General features: G+C 61.9%; 21 protein-coding genes and 3 pseudogenes. 9 read left to right on the forward strand and 15 right to left on the reverse strand.

The genetic code is table 11. The features are described 5' to 3' along the window. The first annotated feature begins 345 nt into the window (after positions 1-345). Both ACNQQL_RS06815 and ACNQQL_RS06820 read left to right on the forward strand, forming a co-directional pair. The gene (locus tag ACNQQL_RS06815; protein WP_072439581.1) at positions 346-849 is read left to right on the forward strand and encodes an inclusion body family protein; all 504 of its coding nucleotides are present in this window, start codon (positions 346-348) and stop codon (positions 847-849) included. Positions 850-914: 65 nt separating this feature from the next. Then, the gene (locus tag ACNQQL_RS06820; protein WP_347063650.1) at positions 915-1,805 is read left to right on the forward strand and encodes an AidA/PixA family protein; all 891 of its coding nucleotides are present in this window, start codon (positions 915-917) and stop codon (positions 1,803-1,805) included. A 96-nt stretch (positions 1,806-1,901) separates the two neighbouring features. Here the strand turns inward: ACNQQL_RS06820 and ACNQQL_RS06825 are convergent, their stop codons facing one another. Then, complete coding sequence (locus tag ACNQQL_RS06825) at positions 1,902-3,671, reverse strand: histidine kinase (RefSeq protein ID WP_347063682.1); 1,770 nt, start codon at positions 3,669-3,671, stop codon at positions 1,902-1,904. 84 nt (positions 3,672-3,755) lie between these two features. Further along, complete coding sequence (locus tag ACNQQL_RS06830) at positions 3,756-5,168, reverse strand: HD domain-containing phosphohydrolase (protein ID WP_347063651.1); 1,413 nt, start codon at positions 5,166-5,168, stop codon at positions 3,756-3,758. Positions 5,169-5,601: 433 nt separating this feature from the next. Between ACNQQL_RS06830 and ACNQQL_RS06835 the strand changes: the two genes are divergently transcribed. Further along, the gene (locus ACNQQL_RS06835; protein ID WP_347063652.1) at positions 5,602-7,167 is read left to right on the forward strand and encodes an FAD-dependent monooxygenase; all 1,566 of its coding nucleotides are present in this window, start codon (positions 5,602-5,604) and stop codon (positions 7,165-7,167) included. An 86-nt stretch (positions 7,168-7,253) separates the two neighbouring features. On the opposite strand, the gene ACNQQL_RS06840 is transcribed toward ACNQQL_RS06835, so the two are convergent. Then, on the reverse strand, positions 7,254-8,309 hold the full coding sequence (locus tag ACNQQL_RS06840) for an aldo/keto reductase (protein WP_347063653.1): 1,056 nt from the start codon (positions 8,307-8,309) through the stop codon (positions 7,254-7,256). 73 nt (positions 8,310-8,382) lie between these two features. Next, positions 8,383-8,973 carry a flavodoxin family protein gene (locus tag ACNQQL_RS06845; RefSeq protein WP_347063683.1) on the reverse strand — a complete coding sequence of 197 codons (591 nt, stop codon included), beginning with the start codon at positions 8,971-8,973 and terminating at the stop codon, positions 8,383-8,385. A gap of 118 nt (positions 8,974-9,091) precedes the next feature. Here ACNQQL_RS06845 and ACNQQL_RS06850 point away from each other — a divergent pair, with 118 nt between their 5' ends. Beyond that, positions 9,092-9,997 (forward strand): LysR family transcriptional regulator, encoded by a 906-nt coding sequence (locus ACNQQL_RS06850; protein ID WP_347063654.1) that lies wholly within the window; start codon positions 9,092-9,094, stop codon positions 9,995-9,997. A gap of 225 nt (positions 9,998-10,222) precedes the next feature. On the opposite strand, the gene ACNQQL_RS06855 is transcribed toward ACNQQL_RS06850, so the two are convergent. Further along, positions 10,223-10,435 carry a DUF1059 domain-containing protein gene (locus ACNQQL_RS06855; protein WP_072439835.1) on the reverse strand — a complete coding sequence of 71 codons (213 nt, stop codon included), beginning with the start codon at positions 10,433-10,435 and terminating at the stop codon, positions 10,223-10,225. Positions 10,436-10,789: 354 nt separating this feature from the next. On the opposite strand from ACNQQL_RS06855, the pseudogene ACNQQL_RS06860 reads away from it, so the two are divergent. From ACNQQL_RS06860 to ACNQQL_RS06870, 3 genes and pseudogenes are all read left to right on the forward strand, one after another. Next, positions 10,790-10,966 (forward strand): annotated as a pseudogene (locus tag ACNQQL_RS06860) (aldo/keto reductase); the annotation flags it as partial. A gap of 89 nt (positions 10,967-11,055) precedes the next feature. Further along, positions 11,056-11,961 (forward strand): helix-turn-helix transcriptional regulator, encoded by a 906-nt coding sequence (locus tag ACNQQL_RS06865; protein ID WP_111020665.1) that lies wholly within the window; start codon positions 11,056-11,058, stop codon positions 11,959-11,961. 240 nt (positions 11,962-12,201) lie between these two features. After that, complete coding sequence (locus tag ACNQQL_RS06870) at positions 12,202-13,359, forward strand: DUF4382 domain-containing protein (protein WP_347063655.1); 1,158 nt, start codon at positions 12,202-12,204, stop codon at positions 13,357-13,359. 658 nt (positions 13,360-14,017) lie between these two features. Here ACNQQL_RS06870 and ACNQQL_RS06875 read toward each other — a convergent pair. The 4 genes from ACNQQL_RS06875 to ACNQQL_RS06890 all read right to left on the reverse strand — a co-directional run bounded on the left by ACNQQL_RS06875 (position 14,018) and on the right by ACNQQL_RS06890 (position 16,713). Continuing rightward, entirely contained in the window at positions 14,018-14,479 is a 462-nt protein-coding gene (locus tag ACNQQL_RS06875) for a MarR family winged helix-turn-helix transcriptional regulator (protein ID WP_175963474.1), read from the reverse strand. Between the two features lie 162 nt (positions 14,480-14,641). Then, a complete protein-coding gene (locus ACNQQL_RS06880; RefSeq protein ID WP_347063656.1) occupies positions 14,642-15,355 on the reverse strand; it encodes an SDR family oxidoreductase in 714 nt (237 codons plus the stop codon). Positions 15,356-15,426: 71 nt separating this feature from the next. Beyond that, positions 15,427-15,801: a hypothetical protein gene (locus ACNQQL_RS06885; protein WP_072439561.1), complete on the reverse strand. Its 375-nt coding sequence runs from the start codon at positions 15,799-15,801 to the stop codon at positions 15,427-15,429. A 30-nt stretch (positions 15,802-15,831) separates the two neighbouring features. Beyond that, complete coding sequence (locus ACNQQL_RS06890; protein WP_072439558.1) at positions 15,832-16,713, reverse strand: NmrA family NAD(P)-binding protein; 882 nt, start codon at positions 16,711-16,713, stop codon at positions 15,832-15,834. Between the two features lie 404 nt (positions 16,714-17,117). On the opposite strand from ACNQQL_RS06890, the gene ACNQQL_RS06895 reads away from it, so the two are divergent. Continuing rightward, a complete protein-coding gene (locus ACNQQL_RS06895) occupies positions 17,118-18,041 on the forward strand; it encodes a recombination-associated protein RdgC (RefSeq protein ID WP_347063657.1) in 924 nt (307 codons plus the stop codon). Positions 18,042-18,477: 436 nt separating this feature from the next. Here ACNQQL_RS06895 and ACNQQL_RS06900 read toward each other — a convergent pair whose 3' ends face one another. After that, positions 18,478-19,557 (reverse strand): DUF1176 domain-containing protein, encoded by a 1,080-nt coding sequence (locus tag ACNQQL_RS06900; protein ID WP_347063658.1) that lies wholly within the window; start codon positions 19,555-19,557, stop codon positions 18,478-18,480. Positions 19,558-19,924: 367 nt separating this feature from the next. Here ACNQQL_RS06900 and ACNQQL_RS06905 point away from each other — a divergent pair. Then, positions 19,925-20,014 (forward strand): annotated as a pseudogene (locus tag ACNQQL_RS06905) (class II aldolase/adducin family protein); the annotation flags it as partial. 57 nt (positions 20,015-20,071) lie between these two features. Here ACNQQL_RS06905 and ACNQQL_RS06910 read toward each other — a convergent pair. The 5 genes and pseudogenes from ACNQQL_RS06910 to ACNQQL_RS06930 all read right to left on the reverse strand — a co-directional run. Continuing rightward, the gene (locus ACNQQL_RS06910; RefSeq protein WP_072439550.1) at positions 20,072-21,391 is read right to left on the reverse strand and encodes an MFS transporter; all 1,320 of its coding nucleotides are present in this window, start codon (positions 21,389-21,391) and stop codon (positions 20,072-20,074) included. A 55-nt stretch (positions 21,392-21,446) separates the two neighbouring features. Further along, on the reverse strand, positions 21,447-22,655 hold the full coding sequence (tcuB, locus tag ACNQQL_RS06915) for a tricarballylate utilization 4Fe-4S protein TcuB (RefSeq protein ID WP_347063659.1): 1,209 nt from the start codon (positions 22,653-22,655) through the stop codon (positions 21,447-21,449). Further along, complete coding sequence (gene tcuA / locus ACNQQL_RS06920) at positions 22,642-24,051, reverse strand: FAD-dependent tricarballylate dehydrogenase TcuA (RefSeq protein ID WP_310136271.1); 1,410 nt, start codon at positions 24,049-24,051, stop codon at positions 22,642-22,644. The genes tcuB and tcuA overlap by 14 nt, the downstream gene beginning before the upstream one ends. 63 nt (positions 24,052-24,114) lie before the next feature. Then, a complete protein-coding gene (locus ACNQQL_RS06925; RefSeq protein WP_347063660.1) occupies positions 24,115-25,068 on the reverse strand; it encodes a LysR family transcriptional regulator in 954 nt (317 codons plus the stop codon). Positions 25,069-25,707: 639 nt separating this feature from the next. Continuing rightward, a pseudogene (locus tag ACNQQL_RS06930) lies at positions 25,708-26,075 on the reverse strand (IS3 family transposase); the annotation flags it as partial. Positions 26,076-26,181: the final 106 nt, after the last annotated feature.

Below are 26,181 nucleotides of genomic sequence, written 5' to 3' on the forward strand. Positions count from 1 at the left end.
GCGAATCGTCATGCCGCCACGGCGACGGTCGCTCGCGATCGCGCCGGCTATCCACCCCTTTCTCCGGTCAAAAATAATCGGCAAATCGATTAACAGATTCAATTTTCTTCCATTTATGCAACGCATCGATCCGATTGAATCCGATTTCAAATCAATCCACGATAATCATTTTTATAACCCTGTTTACCCTTACAGCTTCCAGAATTAACCGACCGGGATAATCTGCATTCGCCATCGCACCCGCACGTGCCAGACATCGTACAAATCCTTACAGGGCAAGGCGGTGGCAGATGCACGAAGCAATTCGCGCAACGATGAGTCCCATTACTTCAAACGGGAGCTTCTATGTCACGCGTTACCGATGTGCTCGTCTCGATCGATACCGAAACCATTCTCAAAAATTATCCGAATCCCAGCAGGGATCCGAAAAGCCCGACGCTGATCGACTGGAAGCACGTGTACATGGTCACCAACCAGGACAACGTGGTTTCCGGGCAAGCGGGCGGCGAACTCGACCTGAAGGCGCAGGTCGGCGACCTGATCCGCTGGCGCGAAACGAGCCTGTCGCTGGGCTTCGAGAAACAGGTGGTCTTCTACGGCTTCATCGCCAACCAGGGCAAGGACCTGATTTCGACGCCCACGCCGCGCAAGGCCACCGCATCGGTTCCGATTCCGAACCCGAGCTCGCCGTCGACGCCGACCTGCCAGAAGATCGACAACTATTACTGGTCGTCGGAAACGCTGTCGGAAGGGCGCGTCACCTACCACTTCTACTTTCAGATCATCGACCGCAACTGCCAGTCGCTGGGCTGCTATCAGTGGGATCCGTTCATCTCGATCCACAACTGATCGCGGCAGGCGGGCGGCCGCGCGGCGGTCGCCCGCGTCATTCCCTTGTTGCGGAGGACGCGCTCATGTCTGGTCTTCGTTGCGATGTGCTCGCGATCGTCGACGCCGTCACGCTGCTGTCGACCTACCCCGATGCGAGCCGGAACGCCGACGCGCCGACCGTGATCGACGGCCGGCACATCTATGTGGTGAGCCCCGGCGACGACGGGCAGCTCGGCCACAACGACAGCCGGCTCTTCGCCGGCCTGTCGCCGGGCGACCAGCTTCGCCTGCGCGAAACCGCGCTCGCGCTGCGCGCCGAGGTGAGCGTGCTGTTCATCCGGTTCGCATTGAAGGACACCGGCATCGTCGCGCCGATCGAACCGGAAGTGCGCGACGCCGCGACGCCGGTGCCGGATGCCGACGACCTGCTTCATCCGCCGTGCCGGCCAATGAAAGACCACTACTGGCGCAGCGACGTGCTGGCCGCGGGCACCACCACGTGCACGGCCGACTTCGCCGTGCTCGATCGCGACGGTGCCGTGTCGGGCTATTTCCGCTGGGAAACGACGGTCGAGATCGCCGGCAGCCGGCCGAATACGAAACAGCCCGGTTTCCAGCCGTCGTCGGACCGCGACGGCAACTTCAACCTGCCGCCGAATACCGATTTCAAGGCGATCTTCTACGCGAATGCCGCCGACCGGCAGGACCTGAAGCTGTTCATCGACGATGCGCCCGAACCGGCCGCGTCGTTCGCCGGCAACGGCAACGACGGCGTCAGACAGTTCACGCTGAACTCGAAAGGCGGCAAGATCCGGATCGACGCATCGGCCAACGGCAGGAAGTCCGCGACCGATGCGCGCCTCGCGCCGCTGTCCGCGGGCGATCAAGTGTGGCTCGGCTGGCTCGGCGCCGAGGACGGCGCCGACCGCGACTACAACGACGGGATCGTCATTCTTCAGTGGCCGATCACCTGAGCGGCGCCGCGCAGCGACACCTGGTGCGCGAGCATCGAATTCATGCTGAATCGCGTACGCGCTTCCCGCACAAGCACTGTAGTCACGATCGCAACCTCATGCCCGTTGCTCCAGCTCCGCCGCGTCCGCGTTGTCGCGAGCCCGCCGGACCGGCAATCGCACGCAGAACGTCGTGCCGCGCCCGGGTTCGCTCGTCACGTCGATTGTGCCGCGATGGCGCTCGACGATGCCGTGCGATACCGACAAGCCAAGCCCGGTTCCCTGCCCGACCGGTTTCGTCGTGAAGAACGGATCGAAGATCCGCCGGACGACGTCGGGCGTCATGCCCGTTCCGGTGTCGCTGATCGCGATCGACACCTGCTCGCCGTCGCTCGACGTGCGGATCGTGATCACGCCGCGCTCGGGAATCGCCTGCGCCGCGTTGACCAGCAGGTTCATGAACACCTGGTTCAACTGCGACGGCAGGCATTCGACCTGCGGCAGGTCGCCGTAATCGCGCACGATGTCGGCCTTGTACTTCAGTTCGTTATGGACGACGTTGAGCGTGCTCTCGAGGCCCGCATGGAGATCAACCACGCTCCACTCGTCGCTGACCGGGCGCGAGAAATCGCGCAGGTCCTGCACGATGCGCCGCACCCGCACCGCGCCATCGATCGATTCGTCGATCAGCGTCACGATCTCGTCGCGGACGTAGTCCAGATCCGCGGCGCGGCCCATCGCCGTCAGCGCATCGCGCGCGGCCGGGTCGAGCTGCGGCAGCGCCGCTTCATGCGCCGCGACCACATCGAGCAAGCTTCGCACCCATGTCTTCAACGTATTGAGGTTCGCACTGACGAAGCCGATCGGATTGTTGATCTCGTGCGCGACGCCCGCCGCGAGCTGGCCGATCGACGCGAGCTTTTCCGACTGCAGCAACTGCACGTGGGTTTCCTCGAGCACATGCAGAAGGCGCCGCTGCTCTTCCTTCTCCTGTTCGAGCCGTGCCTGTGCGGCCTTGCGCTCGTCGATCTCGGTCGCCATGTTCTCGCGCGTGCGCTGCAGCATCTCCGTCGTCTGCTCGTAGCGGTGCAACGCACGTTCGAGTTCCGCGGTGCGCATTCGCACGAGCCGCTCGAGCGTGTCGGCCATCCCGCGCAGAAAGGTTGTGCGCGCATCGAAGCGGCTGAGCAGCAGCGTGACGATCAGCGTCGCCATCGTAAACAGCGCGACGGTCGTCGCGAGCCACGGCGCGTCGATCCCGTTCGCGGTGCCGCATCGCGCGTCCGACGCGAAATGGGCCGCCGCCATCCCCGTATAGTGCATGCCGGTAATGGCGATGCCCATGATGAAGGCCGCGCCGACGCGTTGCGCGGTCGCATGACGCGCCTGCCGCACACGCAGCGCCTGCGCGATCCATAGCGCGGCAGTCGACGCGATCACCGCGATGCCGATCGACGCGGCGAACAGTGCGGGATCGTAGCGAATGCCGGGCTGCATGTGCATCGCGGCCATCCCCGTGTAATGCATGCCGGCAATCCCGCCGCCCATCAGCGCACCGCCCGCGAACAGCCGCCGCCAGCCCAGCCGTGCTCGCGTGACGACGTTCAGCGCGAAATACGACACGAGCACCGCGATCGCCAGCGACGCGCCGGTATCCGGCAGTGCATAACCGAGCGGGATCGGCAGCGAAAACGCGAGCATGCCGACGAAATGCATCGACCAGATTCCGGTTCCCATCGCGGCCGCGCCGCCGCCCAGCCACGCACGCTTGAGCTTCGGGTTGTCGAGCAGCGAAATGAACGCGGCCAGGTCGAGCGTCGTATAGGACGCCAGCGTCGCGATGGCGAGCGACAGCAGGACGAGCGGGATGTCATAGGTGCCGTGCATGATCGAGCGCCCCGATCGATGTGAATGCATTGCCGCCGCATGCGGTCGAGCGCGCGCGGCGGCCATCAGGCCATGTGTTCTTCGTCAGCCGGGAGGCGCACCCGCGTTGTGCGCCGGCATCGATGCGGCCGAGCCGGCCAGAACGAGGATGTCGAACGGCGTCCCTTCCCGCGCCTCGAAACGGCGCACGAGCTCGATCTGGTGCGCCGACATCACGCTGCCCTTCGTCATCAACAGCACGCCGCGATGCGTGCGCAGATCGTCGGCGAGCTGCATCCCTTCGCGCAGCTGCGCGGACTTGATCTCCGCGACGGACGCCGCGATACCGAGACTCGCCGGGTCACGCATCAGCTCGATGCAACGTTCGACGATCTGCGGGTCGTATCGCACGCTGGCCTGCGAGCGCAACGCATCGAGCGCCTGTTCGACCGAATGCGGCACACCGATTTCTCCGTTGCGCAGCCCTTCGAAATCGCGTGCGATCGCAACGATCCGCGAGCCGAGCGGAATCGCGTCGCCGGTCAGCCCGTCCGGCGTGCCGCGTCCGTTGAAGCGCTCGTACTGGTGCAGCACGATCGACGCGACCTTGTGCAATTGCGCGACCGGCGTCAGCACCATCTGCGCGCGCAGCGGATGCTGCTGGAATAGCCGGTGTTCGTCCGTCGTCATTCGCGCCAGCGGCTTGTGCAGCAATTCGTCGGGCAGCGACAACTTGCCGATGCCGTGCAGCAGCCCCGCGAAATAGACGTCCTGCGCGTGCAGCTCGCTCATCCCCGACGCCAGCGCGAGCCGGCGCGCGATCTCGCCCACGCGCATCGCGTGTCCGCCGGCGGTCCCGCAACGCAGCTCGATCATGCTCGCGCAGACCTGGACCATTGCCGTGAAACTGCTTTTCAGGTCGCGTTGCGCCGCTTCGAGGAACATCACGGTCTGGCCGAGTTCCTCGGTGCGTGCACGCACCTGCGTTTCGAGTTCCGTGTTGAAACGGCGAAGCGCCTCGTTCTGCGCTTCCGTCAGCGCGGTCAGCCGGGCCGCTTCGTGGCGCAAGCGCCGCTGCTCCAGCGCCTGTTCGATGGTCATCAGCAGATCGTGATCGTCCCACGGCTTGTTCAGGTAGCGATACACGCCGCCTTCGTTGACGGCCTGCACGACCGATGCGATATCCGCATAGCCGGTCAGCAGGATACGCATCGTGTCCGGGTACAGCGCCCGCGCGCGGGCCAGGAATTCCGCACCGCTCATGCGCGGCATCCGCATGTCGGACACGATCAGGTCGACCTCGGTCGACGCCAGTATCTCGAGCGCGGCCTCGCCGCTGTCGGCGGTCAGGATGTCGTAGCCCGCGGGCCGGAACACGCGCTTGAGCGCCGACAGCACGTTCGGCTCGTCGTCGACCAGCAGGATCGACGGTGCGCGGCACGCGTCGTCGGATGCCGTTGCCGCTTCGGGCGTTTCAGGCAATGCCTCGTTCGGCCCGTTTGTTGCGAATGTCGTCATAATTGGCCTCGGATCGATTATTCACACCATATCTCTCTGCAACATCGGCTTGCACGGCGCTTTCCTATATCGGGGGAAACGCTAATACGTCCTTTCGTGAACGCGAATGAAGAACGTCAAAAACATAATCCAGTTCTTGCCAACCCTGCGTTTCGCGCATGGTCGACGTAACACGCCGGCGCACCATCGCACTGCGGTGGGCGAACCATCGCCGCCATTTACGCGTCGTCGCTGCGGTGTTATAACGCGGTGTCGGAAAAGGCAGACTTGGTTTGGTAAGCCCAAGTCCTTTCATTGGCGAAAGCTCTGGTCTTTGCCCCGTGCATGAGATCCCCACGACGAACATTCGACGCCGATCAGGCATCCAAACGTTCGTCCGTGTGGCGCTCAACCTGAGAAACGCTCCGGTCGAACATCGACACAGGAGTGGTTCATGCACGAGCACCATCAGGATATTTACGACGTCGTGATTGCCGGGGCTGGCCCCGTCGGTCTGTTTCTCGCCTGCGAGCTTCGCCTGTTCAAGCTGTCGGTCCTCGTGCTCGAGCGCGCCGAAACACCGCACTCTCCGTTGAAGTGCCTGCCGTTCGGCATGCGCGGCCTTTCGGCCCCCACCCTCGAAACGCTTGACAGGCGCGGGCTGCTGGACGAGGTAATCGAGGCCGGGCGTGCCGACCCCATCGCGGACAAGACTGCGACGATCGCGCACTGGATGCAGCAGCCGCGCCGGCCCGCCGGTCATTTCGCCGGCATTCCGTTCCATCACGACGACATCGATACCTCGAAGTGGCCGTATCGCCTGTCAGGCTCGGCCGACACCAGCATGGCAGTGGCAGTGGAGACACTCGAAACGGTCCTGGCTCGTCGAGCCGGCGCGACGGGATGCGAGATCCGGCGAGGCCTGAGCGCCGACGCATTCCACGAGTCGGATGGAGCGGTGATCGTTCATGCGGGTGGGAACACTTTTCGCGGGCGCTGGCTCGTCGGCTGCGACGGCGGCCGCAGTGCGATCCGCAAAGCCGGCTGCTTTGATTTCGTCGGTACTGGTCCGGAGTTCACCGGCTACTCCGTCGAAGTCGACATGGCTGAGCCGGACGCACTTCCCCCCGGCCGACACTACACATCGACGGGCATGTACACCTATGCGCGGCCCGGCACGATTGCGATGGTGGAATTCGACGGCGGCGCGTTTCACCGCCTTCACCCCGTCACGCTGGAGCATGTGCAGGCGGTGCTGCGCCGCGTGTCCGGCACTGAAATCACGCTGACCAGGCTCAGGCTGGCTACCACGTGGACGGATCGTGCCTTCCAGGCAACGACCTATCGGAACGGACGAGTGCTGCTCGCGGGCGATGCGGCGCACATCCACTCCCCTTTGGGCGGTCAAGGGCTCAATCTTGGACTCGGAGACGCGATGAACCTCGGCTGGAAACTGGCAGCCACCATCCGTGGCGATGCGCCGGCCGGTCTGCTCGACAGCTATCAACAAGAGCGGCATCCGATAGGGGCACGCGTTCTCGATTGGTCGCGTGCGCAAGTCGCTCTTATGCGACCTACCCCCGGCACGCGCGCGCTGGAAGCGATCGTTCGCGATCTCATCGAGACCCGGGATGGGGCAACGTATTTCGCCGAGCGCGTCTGGGGTGTTTCGCTTCGCTACGATCTTGGCAGCCCTCATCCGCTGGTGGGCCGCAGCGTACCCGATTTCGAACTGGTCGACGGAACGAAGGCAGGCCGCCTGTTGCGCGACGGGCGGGGACTCCTGCTGGACTTCGATTCAGGCGCATCGCTTCAGGCGCTTGCGAACCGTTGGCGCGAGCGCCTCGCCTATGTCGCAGCCGACGCCAAGGATCGGTTAGGTATGCGCGCTATATTGGTGCGTCCGGACGGGATCGTCGCGTGGGCATGCGAAGCCGATCCCGACCATGAAGAAGTCGCCCATGCCATCTCGCGATGGTTCGGCGAAACCGGGCGTGCAGGTGATTCGCCTCGTCGATAGCAACGTCAGATAACCTTTTGGCATGCTTATCTCTCTTTCAGTGGGCGCATTCGGACAACCGCCCTATGGGTGTGCGGTAACCGGTTCTAATTCGACGCAACGGGCCTGAACGGCAACGGACGCCTGCTCGCGTCCTGACGATCGATCATCCAGCCGGGATAACAACTGGGCAGCACACTCACGGCTTCAAGACGCGCAAGCTCGTCCTCGGTGAGAACGACATCGACCGCGCCGAGATTGTCTTCGAGCTGTTCGACCCGTTTGGCGCCGATAATGACGCTCGTGACATGCGGCCTGGCGAGCAGCCAGGCGAGCGCTATCCGGGCGACCGAGATACCGCGCGCGTCGGAGATGGCGCGCATCTCCGCAACGCACGGCCAGGCCCGATCAAGATCGACCGGCGGAAAATCGAAATGGCTGCGCCGCGAACCTTCTTCGGTTGGTGCCCCGGGACCGAACTTCCCGGAAAGCAAGCCTCCCGCGAGGGGCGACCAGACAAGCAGCCCCATCTGCTCGTCGATAACGAGCGGCACCAGTTCGCGCTCCACGTCGCGTCCGGCGATCGAATAGTAGGCCTGCAGCGTTTCGAAGCGCGTGGCATGAAGCGCGGCACTCAGTCCGAGCGCTTTACCGATCTTGCCTGCGCGCCAATTCGACACGCCGACATAACGAACCAGCCCCTGCCGCGTAAGGTCGTCCAGGGCCCGCAGCGTTTCTTCGATTGGCGTGACAGAATCGCTGGCGTGTATCTGGTAAAGATCTATATGGTCGACCTGGAGCCGTTCCAGGCTTCTCTGCACCGAATCCATGATGTGACCGCGCGACGCCCCCTGATCGTTGGGTTTCGGGCCCATCATGCCGGCGGTCTTCGTCGCCAGCACGATTTCGTTGCGTGGTACTCCGATGTCTTTCAGTGCCTGTCCGACGAGTCGTTCGGACTGGCCAAAGGAATAAATGTCGGCGGTGTCGATGAAATTGATTCCCTCGGCAAGCGCGCGGGCAATCAACCGGTTCGCATCGTCCTGACCGACTGCGCCGATCGCCTTCCACATGCCCGCGTCGGCATTGCCACCCAGCGTCATCGTGCCGAGGCACAGCTCCGAGACATACAGGCCGGTGCGGCCGAGTTGCTTGTATTTCATGGCCATTCCTTTCAAGAGTGGCTGGATAAACAGGTGGCGGCGTCCGTTCCGTCGCGTCGCGCGCGCCAGGATTTCAGTTGCGTTGAGCGTGTCCGGATCGAAACTGTCCGGCGATCATCGCGACGCGTGCGCCGTAGCGGCGCGCCGTCTCGAGATCCCCAGGCGACATCTCGTCAGGCGACGCATCGGCAGGCGTCTGCGCCATCGGCGCGATATAGGAGCCCATGCGATTCAGGTCGTCACGCATCGAAGCCTTCACGTTCGCCGGCTTGATATCCATGCTGACCCAGATGCCGCCGTGCTGCCCGGCGAGCAGAAAGAAGTATTCGAGCGTATTGAGCTTGTCGCCGTTGATACTGGCGCTGTTGGTGAAGCCGCCGAAAATCTTGTTTTGCCACCCGCCTTCGAACCAGGCTTTCGAGGATGCGTCCGCGAATTTCTTGAACTGCCAGCTGGGGCCGCCCATGTAGGTCGGCGAGCCGAACAGGATCGCATCCGCGCCGGCCAGCGTATCCCACGCATCCTCGGCAAGGTTTCCGTCGGTGTCGATTGCGACGAGTACGGCGCCGGCGCCTTCGGCGACGGCTGTTGCCATACGCTCGGTATGCCCATAGCCGGAGTGGTAGACAACGACCGTTTTGATCGCAGAGGTATGTTGTGTCATGGTTGCTCCCTTTCGTTCAAGTTGTCCGCCGTGGACGACATGGGAAGCCACTCTACTGAGTCGCAACTGAGTTATAAATGATGACAAATTGAACGTTCCGTTACTCCCTGGGTGAACAATGCAAAACCTCGACGCGCTTTTGATCTTTGCCCGTGTCGCCGAAATGACGAGCTTCACGCGTGCGGCCGAAAGCCTCGGAATTCAGAAGGGGCGTGTGTCGATGGTGATCCGCGGACTCGAGCGGGATGTCGGCGTGGCGCTGTTGCATCGGACCACGCGGAGCGTGCAGCTTACTGAAGACGGACGCGCCTTTTATCTGCGCGCACGGGACCTGCTGGCCGAAGTACAGGAGTTGCAATCGATGTTCTCGGGTCATGGCACACCGCTGCGGGGAAGGTTGCGCGTCGACATGCCCACCGAGTTGGCACGAAGCGTCGTGGTTCCCGCCCTGCCGCAACTGATGGCGGCACATCCGGAGTTGGAACTGGAACTTTCCAGCACCGATCGGCGTGTCGATCTCGTCCAGGAAGGGTTCGATTGCGTAATCCGTCTGGGTCCGATCGTCGACGAGACGCTGATTGCCCGACCGCTGGGCAAGCTGCGCATGACCAATGCGGCGAGCCCGAGCTATCTGGCACGGTACGGCATGCCGCATACGCTCGATGATCTGCTCAGCCAGGGGCACCGGATGGTTCACTACACGCTGACACTCGGCGCCCGGCATGCCGGATGGGAATACCCGGACGGCGACGGTTATGCGTCGCTTCCGTTGCCGAGCGCGATGCAGGTCAACAGTGTGCAGACCTATCATGCCGCCGGGCTTGCGGGCATCGGGTTGATCCAGGCGGGATATTCGGCGCTCGCGCATCACATCGAAAGCGGCGCGCTGGTGGAGGTTCTGCCCGACTTGCGTCCCGAGCCGCTCGCCGCGTCGCTCGTCGTGGCCCATCGGCGCAACCTGTCGCCACGCGTCCGGGCTTTCATGGATTGGATCGAGGAGGTATTGGAGCCGTATTTCGATTAACCGTCACGTGTAGCGGCTCAACGGGGCAGAAAAAAGCCGAACGCGGAAGTACGAGTTCGGCCCGGCAGCGAGGTATTCGCACGACAGCCGAACTCCGATAGCCGCCCCATGGACCACATTCAGAAGAAGATTTCGGCAAGATGCGCAGCTACGGTCAATGCCAATACGTGGTTGGCAGATGGCCGTCGCGAGGTGGTCGCCGCTCTTCGATCCGTCGCGCCGACGTTACGCTTGACGCGGTGTTTCAACGGGTGGTGTGCCGTCATGAAATAGCGCTTTCAGCTGTGAACGCAGCTCCGGCGAATCGGCATGCTTGTGAACCGCGACCGCATGCTGTACGGCCGCCTCGAGCAATTCGTTTTCGGAATCCGCGGATAGCGCAACGGAACAATTCATTTCGCTCGGGAATTCCCGGCAATCGATGTATTTGCGCGTCATGATGTCCTTCCTCATACGACAGTAGTCATGGGTCTTGCGTGGATGACCGCGCGGGATGCCGCGCGAAGCATATAGGCACGATTGCGCCTCCTTGTCGCGGACGAAATGATTTTGAAAGTATAGGTCGCGTGCAATGAATTCGCGGTAACGCATCGAAATTCACGACGTTCCGCGTGCGTCGCCCGCACGCCGTGCCGCAGGTGCCGTCCGCGGCCGGGAATGAAGCAGGGATGTAATCAACGGCCGACTACATGACTGACGAAATCCGCACACGAAAGTCCACGGTCCGGGCGGAAGCGACGTTTGGATGGCAGTCCGAAAGTGCGGGTCGATGGCCATAGATGGCCGGGTGGCGTGCAACGCTGGCTGGTACAGCGTGGAATCGTCGCGCTGGCGAAGTCCGTGCGAAAGGAGCGGATGCTGGAAAACCTGGCCGTCTCCGACTTCGAATTGTCTGACGAATACAGCTTCTTCTCCCATCGCGATCCGGCGATCGGGAAGTGGATGAGCGAACGGAATCTCGGCCTCTGATGCGCAATCGCGGCGGCCGTCCGGCCAAACAGCCGTAATTTCGATTGGGTAGACTGCAGGGTCTCATCCTTGACCTTCTCACCGATTTTATGGCTACTGCACCGTCGGACAACGCCTCTTCCGAGTTCATTCCGGCCGACGTGAGGCAAACCGTCGTCACCCAAACATTGCCGTCCGCGCAGATCGGTATCAGTCGGCTGAAGACGGCACGAAGAAATATGGGTCGGACTGCGCCCTATGACCTCGAAGACGCCGATCTCATCGTGTTGCAATTGCGCGCTTTCGGCGAACAGGAATTGTGGCTTGACGGACGTGCGGCTCGCTTCGTCCCCTACAACGCAGGGACCGTGACGATTCACGACCTCGACCGCAGGTGGGTGGCGGATCTGAAGGGGGCGTTCGACTGCCTCCACTTCCATCTGCCTCGCCGAACGCTGGAGGAAACGGCCGATGAAATCGGCGGCCGGCGACGACCGCAGCTTTATTTGCCGCCGCACTTGAGCGCAACCGACCCGATCGTCCATCACCTCGGACAGTCATTGCTACCGGCGTTGGCGCAGCCCGAGCATGCGTCGCAACTCTTCATCGACCAAGTCGCGCTCGCTTTCCAGACCCATATCGCGCAACAGTACGGCGGCATCGGCGAGCAGCGGGAAAGGCAGACCGGCAAACTCACGCCGTGGCAGGAGCGTCAGGCAAAAGGACTCCTGTTCGAACACCTCAACGGAAAAATTTCGCTTGTCGATGTGGCAAAGGCCTGCGGTCTGTCTCGCAGTCATTTCGTCAAGGCTTTTCATCAGACCACGGGACTGCCTCCGCATCGCTGGCTGATCAATCAACGCGTAGAGCTGGCAAAAAAGTACATGCGCACGTCCCCCATGCCTCTGAACATGATCTCGGATTTGTGCGGCTTTGCGGACCAAAGCCATTTCACGAGGACATTCATGCGCCTGACCGGTGTCACACCTCGTCAGTGGCGTGCGGACAACCGTTGATTTAAGCACCGCGGTACTAACTACTTCCGCGTCGCAATCGCTTTTCCCGTGCCGCCTGCATTGCGCACGCTCCCTCGATAATCGCCGCCCTGTTCCGCTTCACTCCCCTGACGCGACATCAATCTCGCGGACGATTTACCGATAGAACCAAAAGTTACCGTTAGTTTCAAAGATGCCCAAATAGTAGGCTGAAGCGACGCTATTCTTCGGTTACCCACAATAACACCCATGGGGGTGACAATGAATAAGCTCTTTAAAGGTGCCCTTTGCGCTGCGATCGTGCCGTTCGTTCTTGCCGGCTGCGGCGGCGGAGACGACGGCGGCAGCGTGCAGAACGGCACGCTGCATGTCGCGATGACCGACGCACCGTCGTGCGGCTTCGATCATGTGTTCGTCACCGTGTCGCAGGTGCGCGTGAACGCCAGTTCGAACGCGGGCGACAACGACGGAGGCTGGTCGACGATCACGCTGCCGGCGCCGCAGAAGATCGACCTGCTGTCGCTGACCAACGGCGCACTCGCCGATCTCGGCCAGACCGCGCTGCCTGCCGGCCAGTACCAGCAGGTACGCCTCGTGCTCGCGCAGAACCAGGGCAACACGCTCGCGAACTCGGTCGTGCCGACGGGCGGCAGCGAGCAGGCGCTCGCGACGCCGAGCGCGACGCAAAGCGGCTACAAGATCATCTCGCCGTTCACGGTCCAACCGAACACGCTCGTCGACCTCGTGCTCGATTTCAATGCGTGCAAATCGATCGTGCAGCGCGGCAACGGCACCTATGCGCTCAAGCCGGTCGTGACGGCAACGCCGACGGTCGTGAGCGGCGCGATTTCCGGCTACGTCGCACAGGCCGAAGCGGGCGCAACGGTCTATGCCGAGCAGCGTGGCAAGGTCGTGCGCGGCACGGTGGCCGATAGCAGCGGCAAGTTCGTGCTGTCGCCGCTGATCCAGAGCTCGACGCAGGGCAATTACGACGTCGTGATCGTGCAGAACAACGTCGCGTCGGGTGTCGTCCGCTCGGTGCCGGTTGTCGTGAACACGAGCACGGCCGTGTCGACGTCGAACCTGCCGATCACGCTGCCTGCTTCGACGATGAGCACGGTCAGCGGCACGGTGACGGCGAGCGCGAACGCGCTGGTGCGCGCACTGCAGACGATCGATGCAAACGCATACGAGATCGCGTCGATCAACGCAAACCTGGACACGGGCGCGTACGCGCTGTCGGTGCCGACGGCCGCGCCGATCGTCGGCACGTACTCCGGTTCGCTGCCGGTCACGCTGGCTGCGGCGCCGGCGTCGGCGGGCCAATATACGATCGAAGCGGACGCAGCGTCGGGCGCAACGCAATCGACGAACGTCAATGCAACGACTAGCCAAACGAACGTCAATTTCAATTTCTGACGGTTCAACGGCATAACGGAAAGGGCCGAACGGCCCTTTCCCCTCAACGGGAGAACGAAGTGAAAAAAGGGGTTATCGCGTTGCTTGCTGCGGCGAGCATGATCGGTGCACTCAGCGGGTGCGTGGCTTACGTTCCCGGTCCGCCGGTAGTGGTCGCGCCGCAAGGTGGTCCGGGGAACGGTTTCTGCCCGCCCGGACAAGCGAAGAAAGGTAATTGCTGATGCGAGGCCCGCACAAACGCGGGCCTTTCTTTTATCCGCTGTGCGCCGATGGACCGGATCAGAGCCGCAGATAAACTCGGGAAGCCAAAGCAGCTTTACGTCTGACCGATGACTATCCTGTTACCCGATACACTGCAAGCCACTCGCGAGTAATGCGGCAGTACCTGCGGCCTCTCTGACAAGGCTCGGCGCACAAACCTACGCCAATACCTAAGCTCACCCTTTTGGGGATCGGCCGGTACCGCCGCCGGCTGCCGACGTCTGCGAGAGGCGACCTCCGCCCCACTCCGGACTCTCGACCCAGTACGAAATCAGCGGCTGCAAGCAAGTGCGGATTCAATCCGTCCATGCCCCATTCGTATTTGTCGACGCCTCGTCACTTCCTATCGTCCCGGGCAGCGGCGGTCTCGTGCGTTTGCGGCAATTCTTGTGGACCGTCAGTCCCCGGGGGGGCGTACCGTCACATCGCCGACGACCACTCCTCTAAGCCCCTCCCGTAGCGCCGCGACATTCTCTACGCCGTTCAACTGCTCGAACTCCCGCTGCGCTTCCCGCCATAGCGGGGCCGCTTTTTTGTGCAGGCGCCGCCCTTCTTCGGTGAGCTCAACAACGCGGCTTCGACCGTCCGTGGGCGAGGGCTTGATCGCGACGAAGCCGTCGCGCTCAAGGAAGCCAACCATCTTCCCCATCGCCGTCCGTTCGATATCGAGCCGTTCGGCAAGGGCGTTGACCGCGGCACTTCCCACCTCGTCCAGTGCGGCCAGGGTGAGGAATTGCGTAATGCGCAGGCCCGCCGGCTCGAGATGGCTATCGTAGAGGCGGGATATCTGCCTGCTCGCCTTCCTCACTGCGAAGCAGTTGCATTGATCGATTCCAAGCGGCTGGTCGAACGGCAACATCTGGTTCCACTCCTCATTTCTTTTGATTGCCGGAATGCTACGCGCACGCGCGAAGTACGGCGGTATCTTTCGATGAAAGTCGACACTGAAAACGTTGGCGCCCCGGCAATCTGCGCGCCTCAAGTCTCGCCCCCCGTAGCCGACTCTCGTCATCTGCGGCGTTTAGAGCCCTTCCGGCGGAGTAATATAGCCCGGCACGTCAGCCGACAGCGTACTCTTTAGCACCGCTGTACCCTCGTCGGCCATAACCTCGCTCTTGCCGGCGGCGAGAGCGTCATAGGTCTGCCGCACAACATCCTCGGGGCTGGCTTTAGGCACGTCAATGCCATTGGTCAGGTCGGTATCCACGAATCCGACGTGCAGGCCGAGAACCTGGATGCCACGCTCATGCAGATGAAAGCGAAGCTGGTTCGTATAACTCCATGCTGCAGCCTTTGACGCCGCATACGGCGTCAGATACGGCCGCGGAAGCCACACGATGTCGGAAAGCACGTTGATGATCGCCGCATGCCGCTTGGCCGCCAATATCTGCTCGAAGGCCTGCGTGACGCGCACTACGCCGTAGTAGTTGGTATCGAACATGCGAGTGGATTGCGCTTCGACGTCGGCCGCCATGGGCCCGTCGATCAGAGCAGCTATGCCCGCGTTGTTGATCAGCAGAGTCGTATCCGCCGCCTGTTTCACGGCTGCAGCGATCGATGCCGTATCCGTAACATCGATCTTGACCGGCACAATGCCCGGCTCTTCAAAGCCATTCGTGTTGCGCATGCCCGCGTACACTTTCGTCGCCCCGCGACGACGTGCCTCTCGTGCAAAAGCCAGGCCCAGGCCGCGATTGGCGCCGGTGATAAAGACGGTGGCGTTCTTGATTTCCATGACAAGCTCCTTTTTTAAAGCTGCGCGCTCCGGGGAGATGCATCTTCCTCCGCTGGCCTGCGGCGCCTGGTTCAAAGAAAAAGGTTTTCCGGAAGCTGCTTTGAAAGTGCCACCCGCAGATGGGCAGCGAGAGTCAGCACAGCGTCAAGCGGGCTCATCCGTACGCTAACGCGCGGCACTGATCCGTCGGAGTTGTGGTCGACGACGACGACCGCACTCAGGTTCTCGCCGCTCGTCAGAACGGCCTCGTACTCGAGAAAGAGCCGCGAACCGACAGCCTGAACAAATGTGGGCGTCTGCGAGGCGTAGAACGTTCCGACGGCGTTGACTGCCAGCCGGATTTCGTCGCGCCCTGATACGGGGCCACGCAACACCGAGCTGACCAACTCTGCATCAGTTGTTAGATCGTCCAGAAACGGGTGACGCTCGTCTTGAGTGTGTGCCATTTTCAAACCTCGACTCGTTTGGGGTCGTGCTCACGCGAATACGGCTCGATTCCGAGTAATGAACTGCTGGACCGAGAGTGGCGGCTTTCCGGTAATTTTCTCGATGACATCGTTGGTACCCGCGAATACGCCGTCACGGTAGTTCTGAGCAACCTCGACCAGATGCTGCGTGAGGAACGGTGGAAATTTGTAGAGATTTTCCATCTTGATCCGAAACTCCTCGATGGAACTTGGCTCGTATTCGATCCGGGCTCCGAGAGCCTCACTCATCGCCGCGGCGATCTCGGTATGGTTCATCTCGACGGGACCATGGAGCGTATAGATCTTGCCCTCGTGGCCTTCGGGGTTGGCCAGGACATGGGCGATAACCCGCCCCTGATCATCAGTGGCGATGGGTGCGTGACGGCCATTGCCAAAGGGAAATTCAATCTTTTTCCGGGCCCAGATCTCCTTCGCAAAATGCGGATAGACGAGCCAATCGGCAAAGAACGTGGGGCGCAGATGGGTAGTCGGAACGCCCGACCAATCGAAGACCCGCTCGGAAACCCAGTGATCCTGGGCCGCGTGGCTTTTCGACTCCCGGCGCGCGGAAATCTGCGACATGTTGACGATCGCCTTGACGTCCGCCTCTTTTGCGGCCTGCGCGAAATAAGCAGCAGCCCCGATGATTCCCGGCGCGATCGGATGGAGAAAATAGGCCGATCGGATTCCTTCCATCGCTGCACGGATGTCATTGATGTCGGTGAAGTCTCCAACGGCGATATCGACTCCGCGCTGCCTCAGAGCGGCCGCCCGATCGTCGTCCGTGCGCACATATGCGCGCACGCGCCTGCCCATCTTGAGCAATTCGTCGATAGCGATACCTCCGGTCCGTCCGGTTGCACCGCTCACAAGTATTTCGGCCTGGTTCATGGTTTGGCTCCATTTGGAAATAAGAGCATATGCTCTCTTGCAGCCAAGATAGGAGCATATGCTTCAATTGTCAAGGCATTCTTTTCTTGTCTGCGCTGGACGCGATGTCGCGCCCCCTGGGAACGCTATGCTTTATCGGGCCGAAGGCATTGGGGGGACGGATCGACGGGCTGTCTGGCTACCGCCATGCCCCGAAGTTGCGGGCAAAGCACGTGAGCCTCGCGCACGGCGACAGCCGAACGTCCGTTATGGCCGACGACGCAACGCACATCGTTCACGGTCGAACGGCGGTTCACAGGGGCGGAGCGGTCGCACGAATATCCACGCGGCGGCCTGGATGAATGGCGCTTCATGGCCTGGATGCGTCACCGTCATATAGAATGGTGCGCTTTGCCCGTACTCCTATGTGGTTCAAAAATCTTCAGCTTCATCGTCTTCCGGCGCCTTGGGCCGTTACCCCCGATCAGATGGAAAAATGGCTGGCGCCCCACGCATTTCAACCGGGCAGCAGCGTCGAGATGCAGAGCTTCGGATGGGCGTCGCCGCGTGACGACGGCGCGCTTGTGTATTCGATCAACCGGCAGATGCTGCTGCTGTTTCGTGCCGAAAAGAAGCTGCTCCCGGCGTCGGTCGTCAATCAGGTGACCAAGGCCCGGGCGCTTGAAGTCGAGGAGCAGCAGGGCTTCAAGGTGGGGCGAAAACAGCTGCGCGAACTCAAGGAGCAGGTTACCGACGAACTGCTGCCGCGCGCGTTCACCATTCGCCGCGATACCCGCGTGTGGATCGATACGGTGAACGGCTGGCTCGTCATCGATGCGGCTGCACAGGCTCTTGCCGACGACGTTCGCGGCCTGCTCGTCAAATCGATCGATCAGTTGCCGCTCGCCGGCGTTCATGTGGCGCTTTCGCCGGTCGCCGCGATGACGGATTGGCTGCTGTCCGGCGAGGCGCCGGGCGGATTCACCGTGGACCAGGACGCCGAGTTGCGCTCGAGCGGCGAAGGCGGCGCCACGGTGCGATACGTCGGCCACGCGCTGGAAGCGAACGACATGCGCCGGCACATCGAGGCCGGCAAACAATGCATGCGCCTCGCGATGACCTGGGATGACCGGATCTCCTTCGTGCTGACACCGTCGCTGACGATCAAGCGTGTCACGCCGCTCGACGTGATCAAGGAGGCGACGGATCCCACCGCGCAGAACGACGATGAACGCTTCGACTCGGATGTCACGCTGATGACAGGTGAATTGGGGCGGATGCTGACCAGTCTCGTCGATATCCTGGGTGGCGATCAGCACGACTCGATTCATAAGGCGGCGGCAGCCTGAACTCCGTCGGCGGTCGAGGATCATCGCGCCGCGACGGCGAGGATTCGCGCTGACGCGACATTTCGAGGAGGACCGTCGCCGCGCTGGCGGCGGGTCGCGGCTGGGCGCTCGCGACTCGGAGCGGCCCTTCTCGTCAAACTTCCAGATCCATCGACCGCGCGACCTTAGCGCCATCTCCGGTCATCAATCGCGAAACTTTGCCGTCGTCAATGTCGAGCACACTTTGATGACGTCTGGAGACGGTGGTTGCATCAATCGCTCCTGTTTGATGACGATCTCCCGGTCTTCGATATGCCCATGTTCATGGAGAAAGCACGCCAGAGGGCCAGCAGCCATTCCTGCCGCTGATGCCTCACTGAGGCCAAATCGTGGCGCGGACATACGCGCCGCGCTCGCAACCGAGATCAAAGGCGCCTGCGGGAACATAGGTGTTTCTTTACCTCTTTCGCGACCGATAGAGTGTGGGCCAGTCACCGGGCCCAACACCACCACAAGTATTCTGCTGCGACGCAGCCGAAATCTGAAATGCCTGACCATCCCAGATCCATTCGGCCCGAAAACCGCAATCAGCCAGCCCGCGCCCCTTGGCAAAAGTCGATAGGACGCCGGTAGCAGGGTCAAAGCTCGGTTCGAACAGTGAGGAGTCTAAAACTTCCCCCGCAGGATCCCTCAGCTTGATGGGCTCCGGTGCTCCGCCACCAATTCGCGGCGCGATGAACACGTCCGATGATCCTTGGTAGGCTCCCTGAATGCATGGGAGAAAAACCAACGCCTTCTGTGTGTTGAGCGCATACGCCGCTTCTTCGAGATACTTTGACGCATTGTTCTCGCAACTACTGGCGTCCCGAATATGTTTCGTGCGCGTGATCAGGCTCTTTTCCTCTTGATCGGGCAACTGCGAAACGATCTTCCGTGTCGGTACGACCGGTAGTGACGGTGCGAGTGTGACTCGGGAGGCCGGCGCAGGGCCCTTGCGGATCAGCGCGGTGACACCCCCGATTCGTCCCTGCCGATCATCGATGCGCAACAGCGCGGCGACAATGCCATCGAGAGGAATATAAGCGCTTGCCTCCGAACCGACCTGAAGCTTTGTGCCATTGCGAAGCCGGGATACGAAGGCTGCCACGGCCGCCGGCCGCGTTGCCGACAAAGTCGCCACATTATTGGCGTAGTCGACACGCCAGGCCGACTCGTCCAGCCGCAGCGGCTCTCCATCAACACGCAGGTCACCGAGATCGATGCTGTCGTTGGTTACGACATTTAGCCGTGCTTCGAGCGAACTGCTTGGCCCGGCCGCGCGAATGAAGCGCAAGTCTGCGCTGGATTCGCCACCGTCTGCGAAACCCTTCGCCTCGCAGGTCAAGGCGTTGTCGCAGGCGACCAACCATGACTTATAGGTGTCGTAGCTGGGCGCGCCGACTTCCCGAGGAGGAGCTGCTCTGGCGACGAGGGAGACGGCCGCGCCAGCGAAAACAGCAATGAGCACTGCGCTCGTCTCAATGGCACGATTTTTCATGTACTTTTACTGAGGCGAATATGAGCCGCATCGTAACGGAAGTGATGTGCCATCAATCAACGTAACTCGGTGCGGCAACCCTTGAATCGAGGCAAGCAACGAATCCAAAGCAGATGTTTGATATATGGCTGTTGCCGACGGCGGATTCAACCGGTCGATGCAACAGCTTGATGGAATCGCTCAGCCATTGGCATGTGAGCCGGTAAAATCAGTCCGTCAACAGGTGATCGATATATGCGGCCAATGCCAGCCGCACGTTCCGATGATCGTTTGCCGACATGCAGATGAAAAATTCCCGGCAAGCCCACTCGTTGGTCAGTCGAATAGGCTGTCAGCCCATAATCTGCGTGCCGGGCACATGAGCAATCAACCACAGACGCGCCGCTCTTACGGCAAGATGGAGTGGCCTGCGTTGCTGCGCAAGCTGGACCGCATCGACCCTTCTTGTCGCCGCTGAAAACGCGAAAGCCCGGTGCAACGCCGGGGTTACGTAAACGGGCCGATGCAATCGCTATCAGGCCGACGATGCCGCCGACGCGTTGCTGCCCGCGCGGCGACGGTACAGCCTGAGCGTCGCGCACAAGCTGCAGAGCGCAGCGAAGCTCAGCCAGTAGCCTGGGGCGGCCTTGTCATGCAGGACCTGAATCAGATACGTCGATACCGCCGGCGTAAAGCCGCCGAACAGCGCCGTCGCGAGACTGAACGCCAGCGAGAAGCCCGCGACGCGCACTTCGACCGGCATCACTTCGGTGAGCGCGGCGACCATCGCGCCGTTATACATGCCGAAGAAGAACGAGAACCACAGCAGAACGATCAGCATGCGCGCGAAGCTCGGTGCATCGGAGAGCCAGGACAGCGCCGGATAAGACGTGAAGATCGCCAGCATGGAAATGGCGAGCAGCAGCGGCTTGCGGCCGATGCGGTCGGAAATCATGCCACCGATCGGCAGCCAGACGAAATTCGATGCAGCCACAAGCAGCGTGACCATCAGGCTGTCGGAGGTGGACAGCTTCAGCACCGACTTCCCGAAGGTCGGCGTATAGACGGTGATGAGATAGAAGGTGGTGGTGGTCATCGCCGTCAGCAGCATGCCGCCGATGACGGTGCGCCAGTTGCCGAGCAGTATCGCAAAAATCTCGCGCGCCTGCGGATGATGCCGCCGCGCTTCGAACGCTGCGGTCTCCTGCAGCGAACGGCGCAGCATGAACAGGAACGGCACGATCGCGCAGCCGATGAAAAACGGCACGCGCCAGCCCCATGCACCGATCTGCTGCGCGGACAGCCACTGGTTCAGCCCGTAACCGATGGCCGCCGCCAGGACGATGGCGACCTGCTGGCTCGCCGACTGCCAACTCGTGTAAAAGCCCTTGTTATCGGGCGTCGCCATTTCCGCGAGATAGACAGACACGCCGCCCAGTTCCGCGCCCGCCGAGAAGCCCTGCAATAGACGCCCGAGCAGCACGAGCGCCGGCGCGAGCAGGCCGATCGTCGCGTACCCAGGCACGCAGGCAATCAGAATGGTGCCGCTCGCCATGATCGACAGCGTAACGATCAGCCCGGTGCGCCGTCCGACCTTGTCGATATACGCGCCGAGAAAGATCGCACCGAGCGGACGCATCAGAAAGCCCGCGCCGAACACCGCGAAGGCGAGCATCAGCGAGGCGAACTCGCTGGTGGACGGGAAAAAGATCTTCGAGATCGATGTCGCGTAGAAGCCGAACAGAAAGAAATCGAACTGTTCGATGAAATTGCCGCTGGTCACGCGCAACACGGCGGCGGCCCTCGTCATGGGCGAAACGCCGGAGGTAGCGGCGATCGATTCTGTGCGGTTCATTGCGTCTCCTGCTTCTTATCTATAGTGATGGGCGCCCAAGGCGCCCTAGTGACTGCTAATCCGAACTGAGGCTCAATGTGTTGCGTTGCCGCTTCTCTATCGACGATTTGAGCAACGCCGCCGAGCGGAAGATGCCGTGCGCGAACTTGCCGTAAGGCAGCGTGGCGAACAGCGCCATCACGATGCCAAGATGAATCGCGAGCAGCGACGGCATCGCCGAGGTCGTGCGGAGCGCGAGCAGCGCGAGACCGGATGCGCTCGTCAGAAGCAGGAGCGCGATGAAGCCGCGGTCCATCGGACGCTGACGGGCATCGCCCCGCTCCGGAACGCGTTTCAGGTTCAGCCACAGCAGTCCCGCCGCCCCCGCAATCAGCCCAATGCCGCCCGCGGTTCCCAGCAGCACCGGCACGCTCAGAAACGGATACGGCGCTTCCAGACCAAATGCATAGTGATAGAGCGTCGCAACTGCGGTTGCTGCAAAGCACAGCATGAAGCCGTAGAACGTCAGGTGATGGAAACGACGCCGCGCCAGTGTGAAGGCATCGCTCTCTTCGTTGCAGCCGTCGCCGTGGCCGCCGTCCAGGTACTTGAGCGTCAGCGCGTTCTTGGCCGCTTCCGCGACGGCTGGCGCGTTCGCCGTTCCTGCCGACACGTCGCGCCAGAAACGCGTGACGCCCACGCCGAGCGCGAGAATGACGAACAGGAAAACGATGCCAAACATCGCCGCGAGCAGGTTGTGCGGGAAGATCGCGTAGAAGTTCGCTGGCGCGACATCGCCCGACAAGCCGCCGTGTAATGCCGTACCGAGCAGCAGAAACAGCGTGAGTCCGGCCGCCAGTGCCACCGACAGAGTCAGGCCGTTGCGTTTGTACAGCGCGCCGAACGACGCGGGAAACGCGTATTCGGTGTAGGTTTCGAGCCGGACTTCGGCCATCGCTTTCGGCACGTTCACGCCGAATTCGTGCGGCGGCGCGTATTGGCACGCGTGATAGCACGCGCCGCAGTTGTGGCAGAGATTCGCCAGATAGTTGACGTCCGACTTGCCGAATTCCAGGCGGCGCGTCATGGCCGGGAACACGGCGCAGAAGCCTTCGCAGTAGCGGCAGGCGTTGCAGATCTGCATCTGTCGTGCCACTTCGGTTTCGCCGGCGCTCATCGGCACAATGGGGATCACGCGCGCCGTGCTGCCGTGCGACGTTTTTTTCGTATCGACCGATAACGCCGTGCGCATGCGTTCGGGCGCGAGCGGGTCAGACTGCTGCACTGGTTGCCTCCGTCGTTTTGAGTGCGGCGCGCGCGGCCTGCGTCCCGGCGATGCGCCCGAAGGCCGTGCCGATCGACATGCCGACGCCCGCTGTATAGCCCTTACCGAGCACGTTGCCGGCCATCATTTCGCCGGCCACGAACAGGTTCTCACTGGCTTTGCCGCCAAAGTGAACCTGCGCACGGTCATTGGTCTTTAGTCCGAGATACGTGAACGTGATGCCTGGCCGCAACGCATAACCGTAAAACGGCGGCGTCTCGATGCGGCGCGCCCAGTGCGTCTTGGGCGGCGCGAGACCTTCGGTGTGGCAGTCGTCGAGCGCGGTGTGGTCGAAGGTGCCGTCGCGGCATGAGTCGTTATAGCGCGCGAGCGTTTCCATGAAGCGCGCTTCCGGCAGCCCGAGCTTGCGCGCGAGTTCCGGCAGCGTATCGGCCTTTTCGCCCGGAAACACCGGCGGCATGAAGCGGCCGATTGCTTTCGAGTCGATGATCGAATAGCCGATCTGCCCCGGTTGATGCGCAACGAGCCGTCCCCAGATTGCATAGCGCTTCGGCCAGAAATCCTCGCCTTCGTCGTAAAAGCGCTCGGCGTCACGATTCACCACGACGCCCAGAGACACGCAGTCGATGCGCGTGCAGATGCCGCCGTCATACAGCGGCGCGCGTGCATCGATGGCGACGCAGTGTGACTGCGACGGGTCGCCGATCATGTCCGCACCGGCGTCGGTCATATGCTTGATGAGCACGCCCTTGTTGAAGCGCGTGCCGCGAATCAGGAAGTTGTCGGCGGGCCATTCGCCGCGCTCGTTTTGCCCCCACGCTTCGCGCAGCCATTCGCGATTTGATTCAAAGCCGCCTGCCGCCAGCACGCAGGCGCGCGCCTCGAAGCGCTGGCTGCCGCTGCGCGCCGCGATAAAGAGGCTGCCGTCAAGTTCAAGCGAATCGACGGGTGTTTCATAGCGGATATCGACGCCGAGCGCTTCGGCGCTGCGGTAATACGCGTTGACGAGCGCCTTGCCGCCACCCATGAAGAACGCGTTGGTGCGGGCCACGTGCAGCGCGCCGGACAGCGGCGGCTGGAAGCGTACGCCGTGCTTCTGCATCCACGGCCGGCACGACGACGACGCGCGGATCGTCAGCCGCGCGAGATGCTCATTCGTGATGCCGCCGGTGACTTTCAACAGGTCCTGCCAAAATTCCTCTTCCGGATAGGCATCGACGAGAACGTCCTGCGGCGCATCGTGCATGCAGCGCAGATTGCGTGTGTGTTGCGAGTTGCCGCCGCGCCATTCGCGCGGCGCGGATTCGAGAAGCAGGACCGAGGCGCCCGCTTCGCGCGCCATCAATGCGGCACACAGCGCAGCATTGCCTCCTCCGATTACGAGCACATCGACCATCAGACTTGTCTCCTTTTGGACAAATCGTAAAGGTCTCGTGCCCGCGTCGCTACCAGCCAGCCGTCAAGGGGTCTTCACTTTTTGTGAAGGCCGAGGCTCCCGCAGCCGCGCACCGGGCCAGCGCCCCTCCTGCACCAGTTGACGGGCGACATCGGCGAGCACCACGCGCGCAGCGAGACCGGCGGGAGACAGTTCGTCGTCGGAGATGCTGGCGAGTATGTTGTGCCGTGTGGCGTATTTATCCGCGACGGGCACGCTCGTCAGTATCACGTTCTCGGGCCTTGCGAGCGCCGCGCCAGGCTGTATGGTCGCGCCGATGCCGGTGCGGACGAAGTCCATCAGGAGTGCAAGGCCGTCGACTTCGGCGACGATGTTCGGCTCGTATTCGGCGCGCCTGAACGCTGATAACAGCAGCGAACGCAGCCCATGCGTGCCGCTGGGAAGAACGAGCGGAAGCCTGCCGAGATTTTTCAGCCGGACGGATGCGCTCGTCGGCATGCCATCGAGATCGCCCGCGCCGATCAGGAACAGCCGCTCATCCAGCAGCGGCAGCACGCTCCAGCGTTGTGCGGACTCCTCGCGGAACAGCACGGCGAGATCGATCTGACGCGCGCTCAGCATGGATGCAAGATAGCCGGAGAGACTTTCGACCATGTGCAGCCGCACATCGGGATAGCGCGAGCGCATGGCCTGCATGAATGCGACACCTAGCACGCTCGCCGTGCTCGGCGCCATGCCGACGCTGACATGGCCCGACAGACGGGCTGAGCGCGCAGCGAGCGCGGCATCGTCGATATGACGCAGCGCGAGTTGCGCCTGACGCCAGAACGCCAAACCTGCGTCGGTTGGAACGACGCCGCCCGAGGTGCGTTGCAGCAGACGCGTGGACAGTTCACCTTCGAGACGGCTGATCTGCTGACTCAATGCCGAGGTCACCACGCCGAGTTCCAGCGCTGCCTTGCCCATGCTTCCGTGTTCCACGGCGCTGAGAAAATAGCGTAGTTGTCTGAGTTCCATTCCGCGATCGGTCAGGAGGAGTAAGCGGGTATTTTGACAGAACGTCGTCGGACCATCCTCGGCATAGGCGCCGCAACGCGTCCCCTATAGCGTCTGCGACCGGCGTGAAAACGGACTCTCGAATGACCTTCCAACGGCCCGGTTGAATCCGCCACCCTCAACAGCCGTTCAGGCTCCCTCTACCGCAACGACCGCTTCCAAGCCGCACCCGCCGCTCGCCTGACCGAGTTGGCCAGATAGGCGTCCTGCGAATATCCTGCGCTATCAACCACGCCTGAAATCGCAAAGGCTTCGTCTTGATCGTGTATCGTTTGTCAATAAAGTTGAGCGGCATATGTAAATAAAATCAATGGCTTGCAAAAAATTCTGCCATGATTGCTCGCTTCATTTTTCCATACAAGTTGAGAAAAATCCGCTGAATTGATACGAAATACGAGCACTCGCTAATAGGCTTGATTCTTCCCAAGATGTGGCGGTCTATCGATCAATTTTCGTCAAGATAGGCCGAGCACTATAGCGGAAGTGGCCTCCCACGCCACCTCCGCTCACAACTCTAGTCGGCGGGACTAGCATTGACGAGAGCCATCATCAAATGCGTCAGGGCTTCCGCCACTTGTCCGGCTTCCCGGCACGCCGAGCCTGCTCGGACACCAATGAAGCAGCTGGTCGGCCGGCCTTGCCAACCACGCATTTCCTGGCCTCCGGATAGCGCTCGCGAACCCACTTCGACAGTTTCTGGCGACAGGGATAGCCCAATCTCCTGAGGATGAAGGCGAAGCAGCGCCCGTGGTTGACGTAATGCCCGAGTGCTACTTTCATTCTTCGGAGTACATCGGCATTACGCGAACATACCCCCACTGCAGATCGCCGCTCTTATCGAGTTCGTTACACCACGCCTTCAGAGAATTCTTCGTCAAATAACCCAACGGGCGAATGGTCGCCTTGCTTCGCACCCCGAGTTGCAGATACAACTCGACCGCCCGAACGCGTTCTTGGTATGAATACATGGACTACCTCCAAAGTAGTCCACGATTTTGTCCGCATCCCCGGTGGGTTAAGACTCGGTGAAAATCAACACTCTAGCCACTGCGGAAGGCGAGCGTCACAGCAGAT

The organism is Burkholderia sp. LFS061 (assembly GCF_047978125.1).
In the GTDB taxonomy this organism is placed as follows: Bacteria; Pseudomonadota; Gammaproteobacteria; order Burkholderiales; family Burkholderiaceae; genus Burkholderia; species Burkholderia pyrrocinia_C.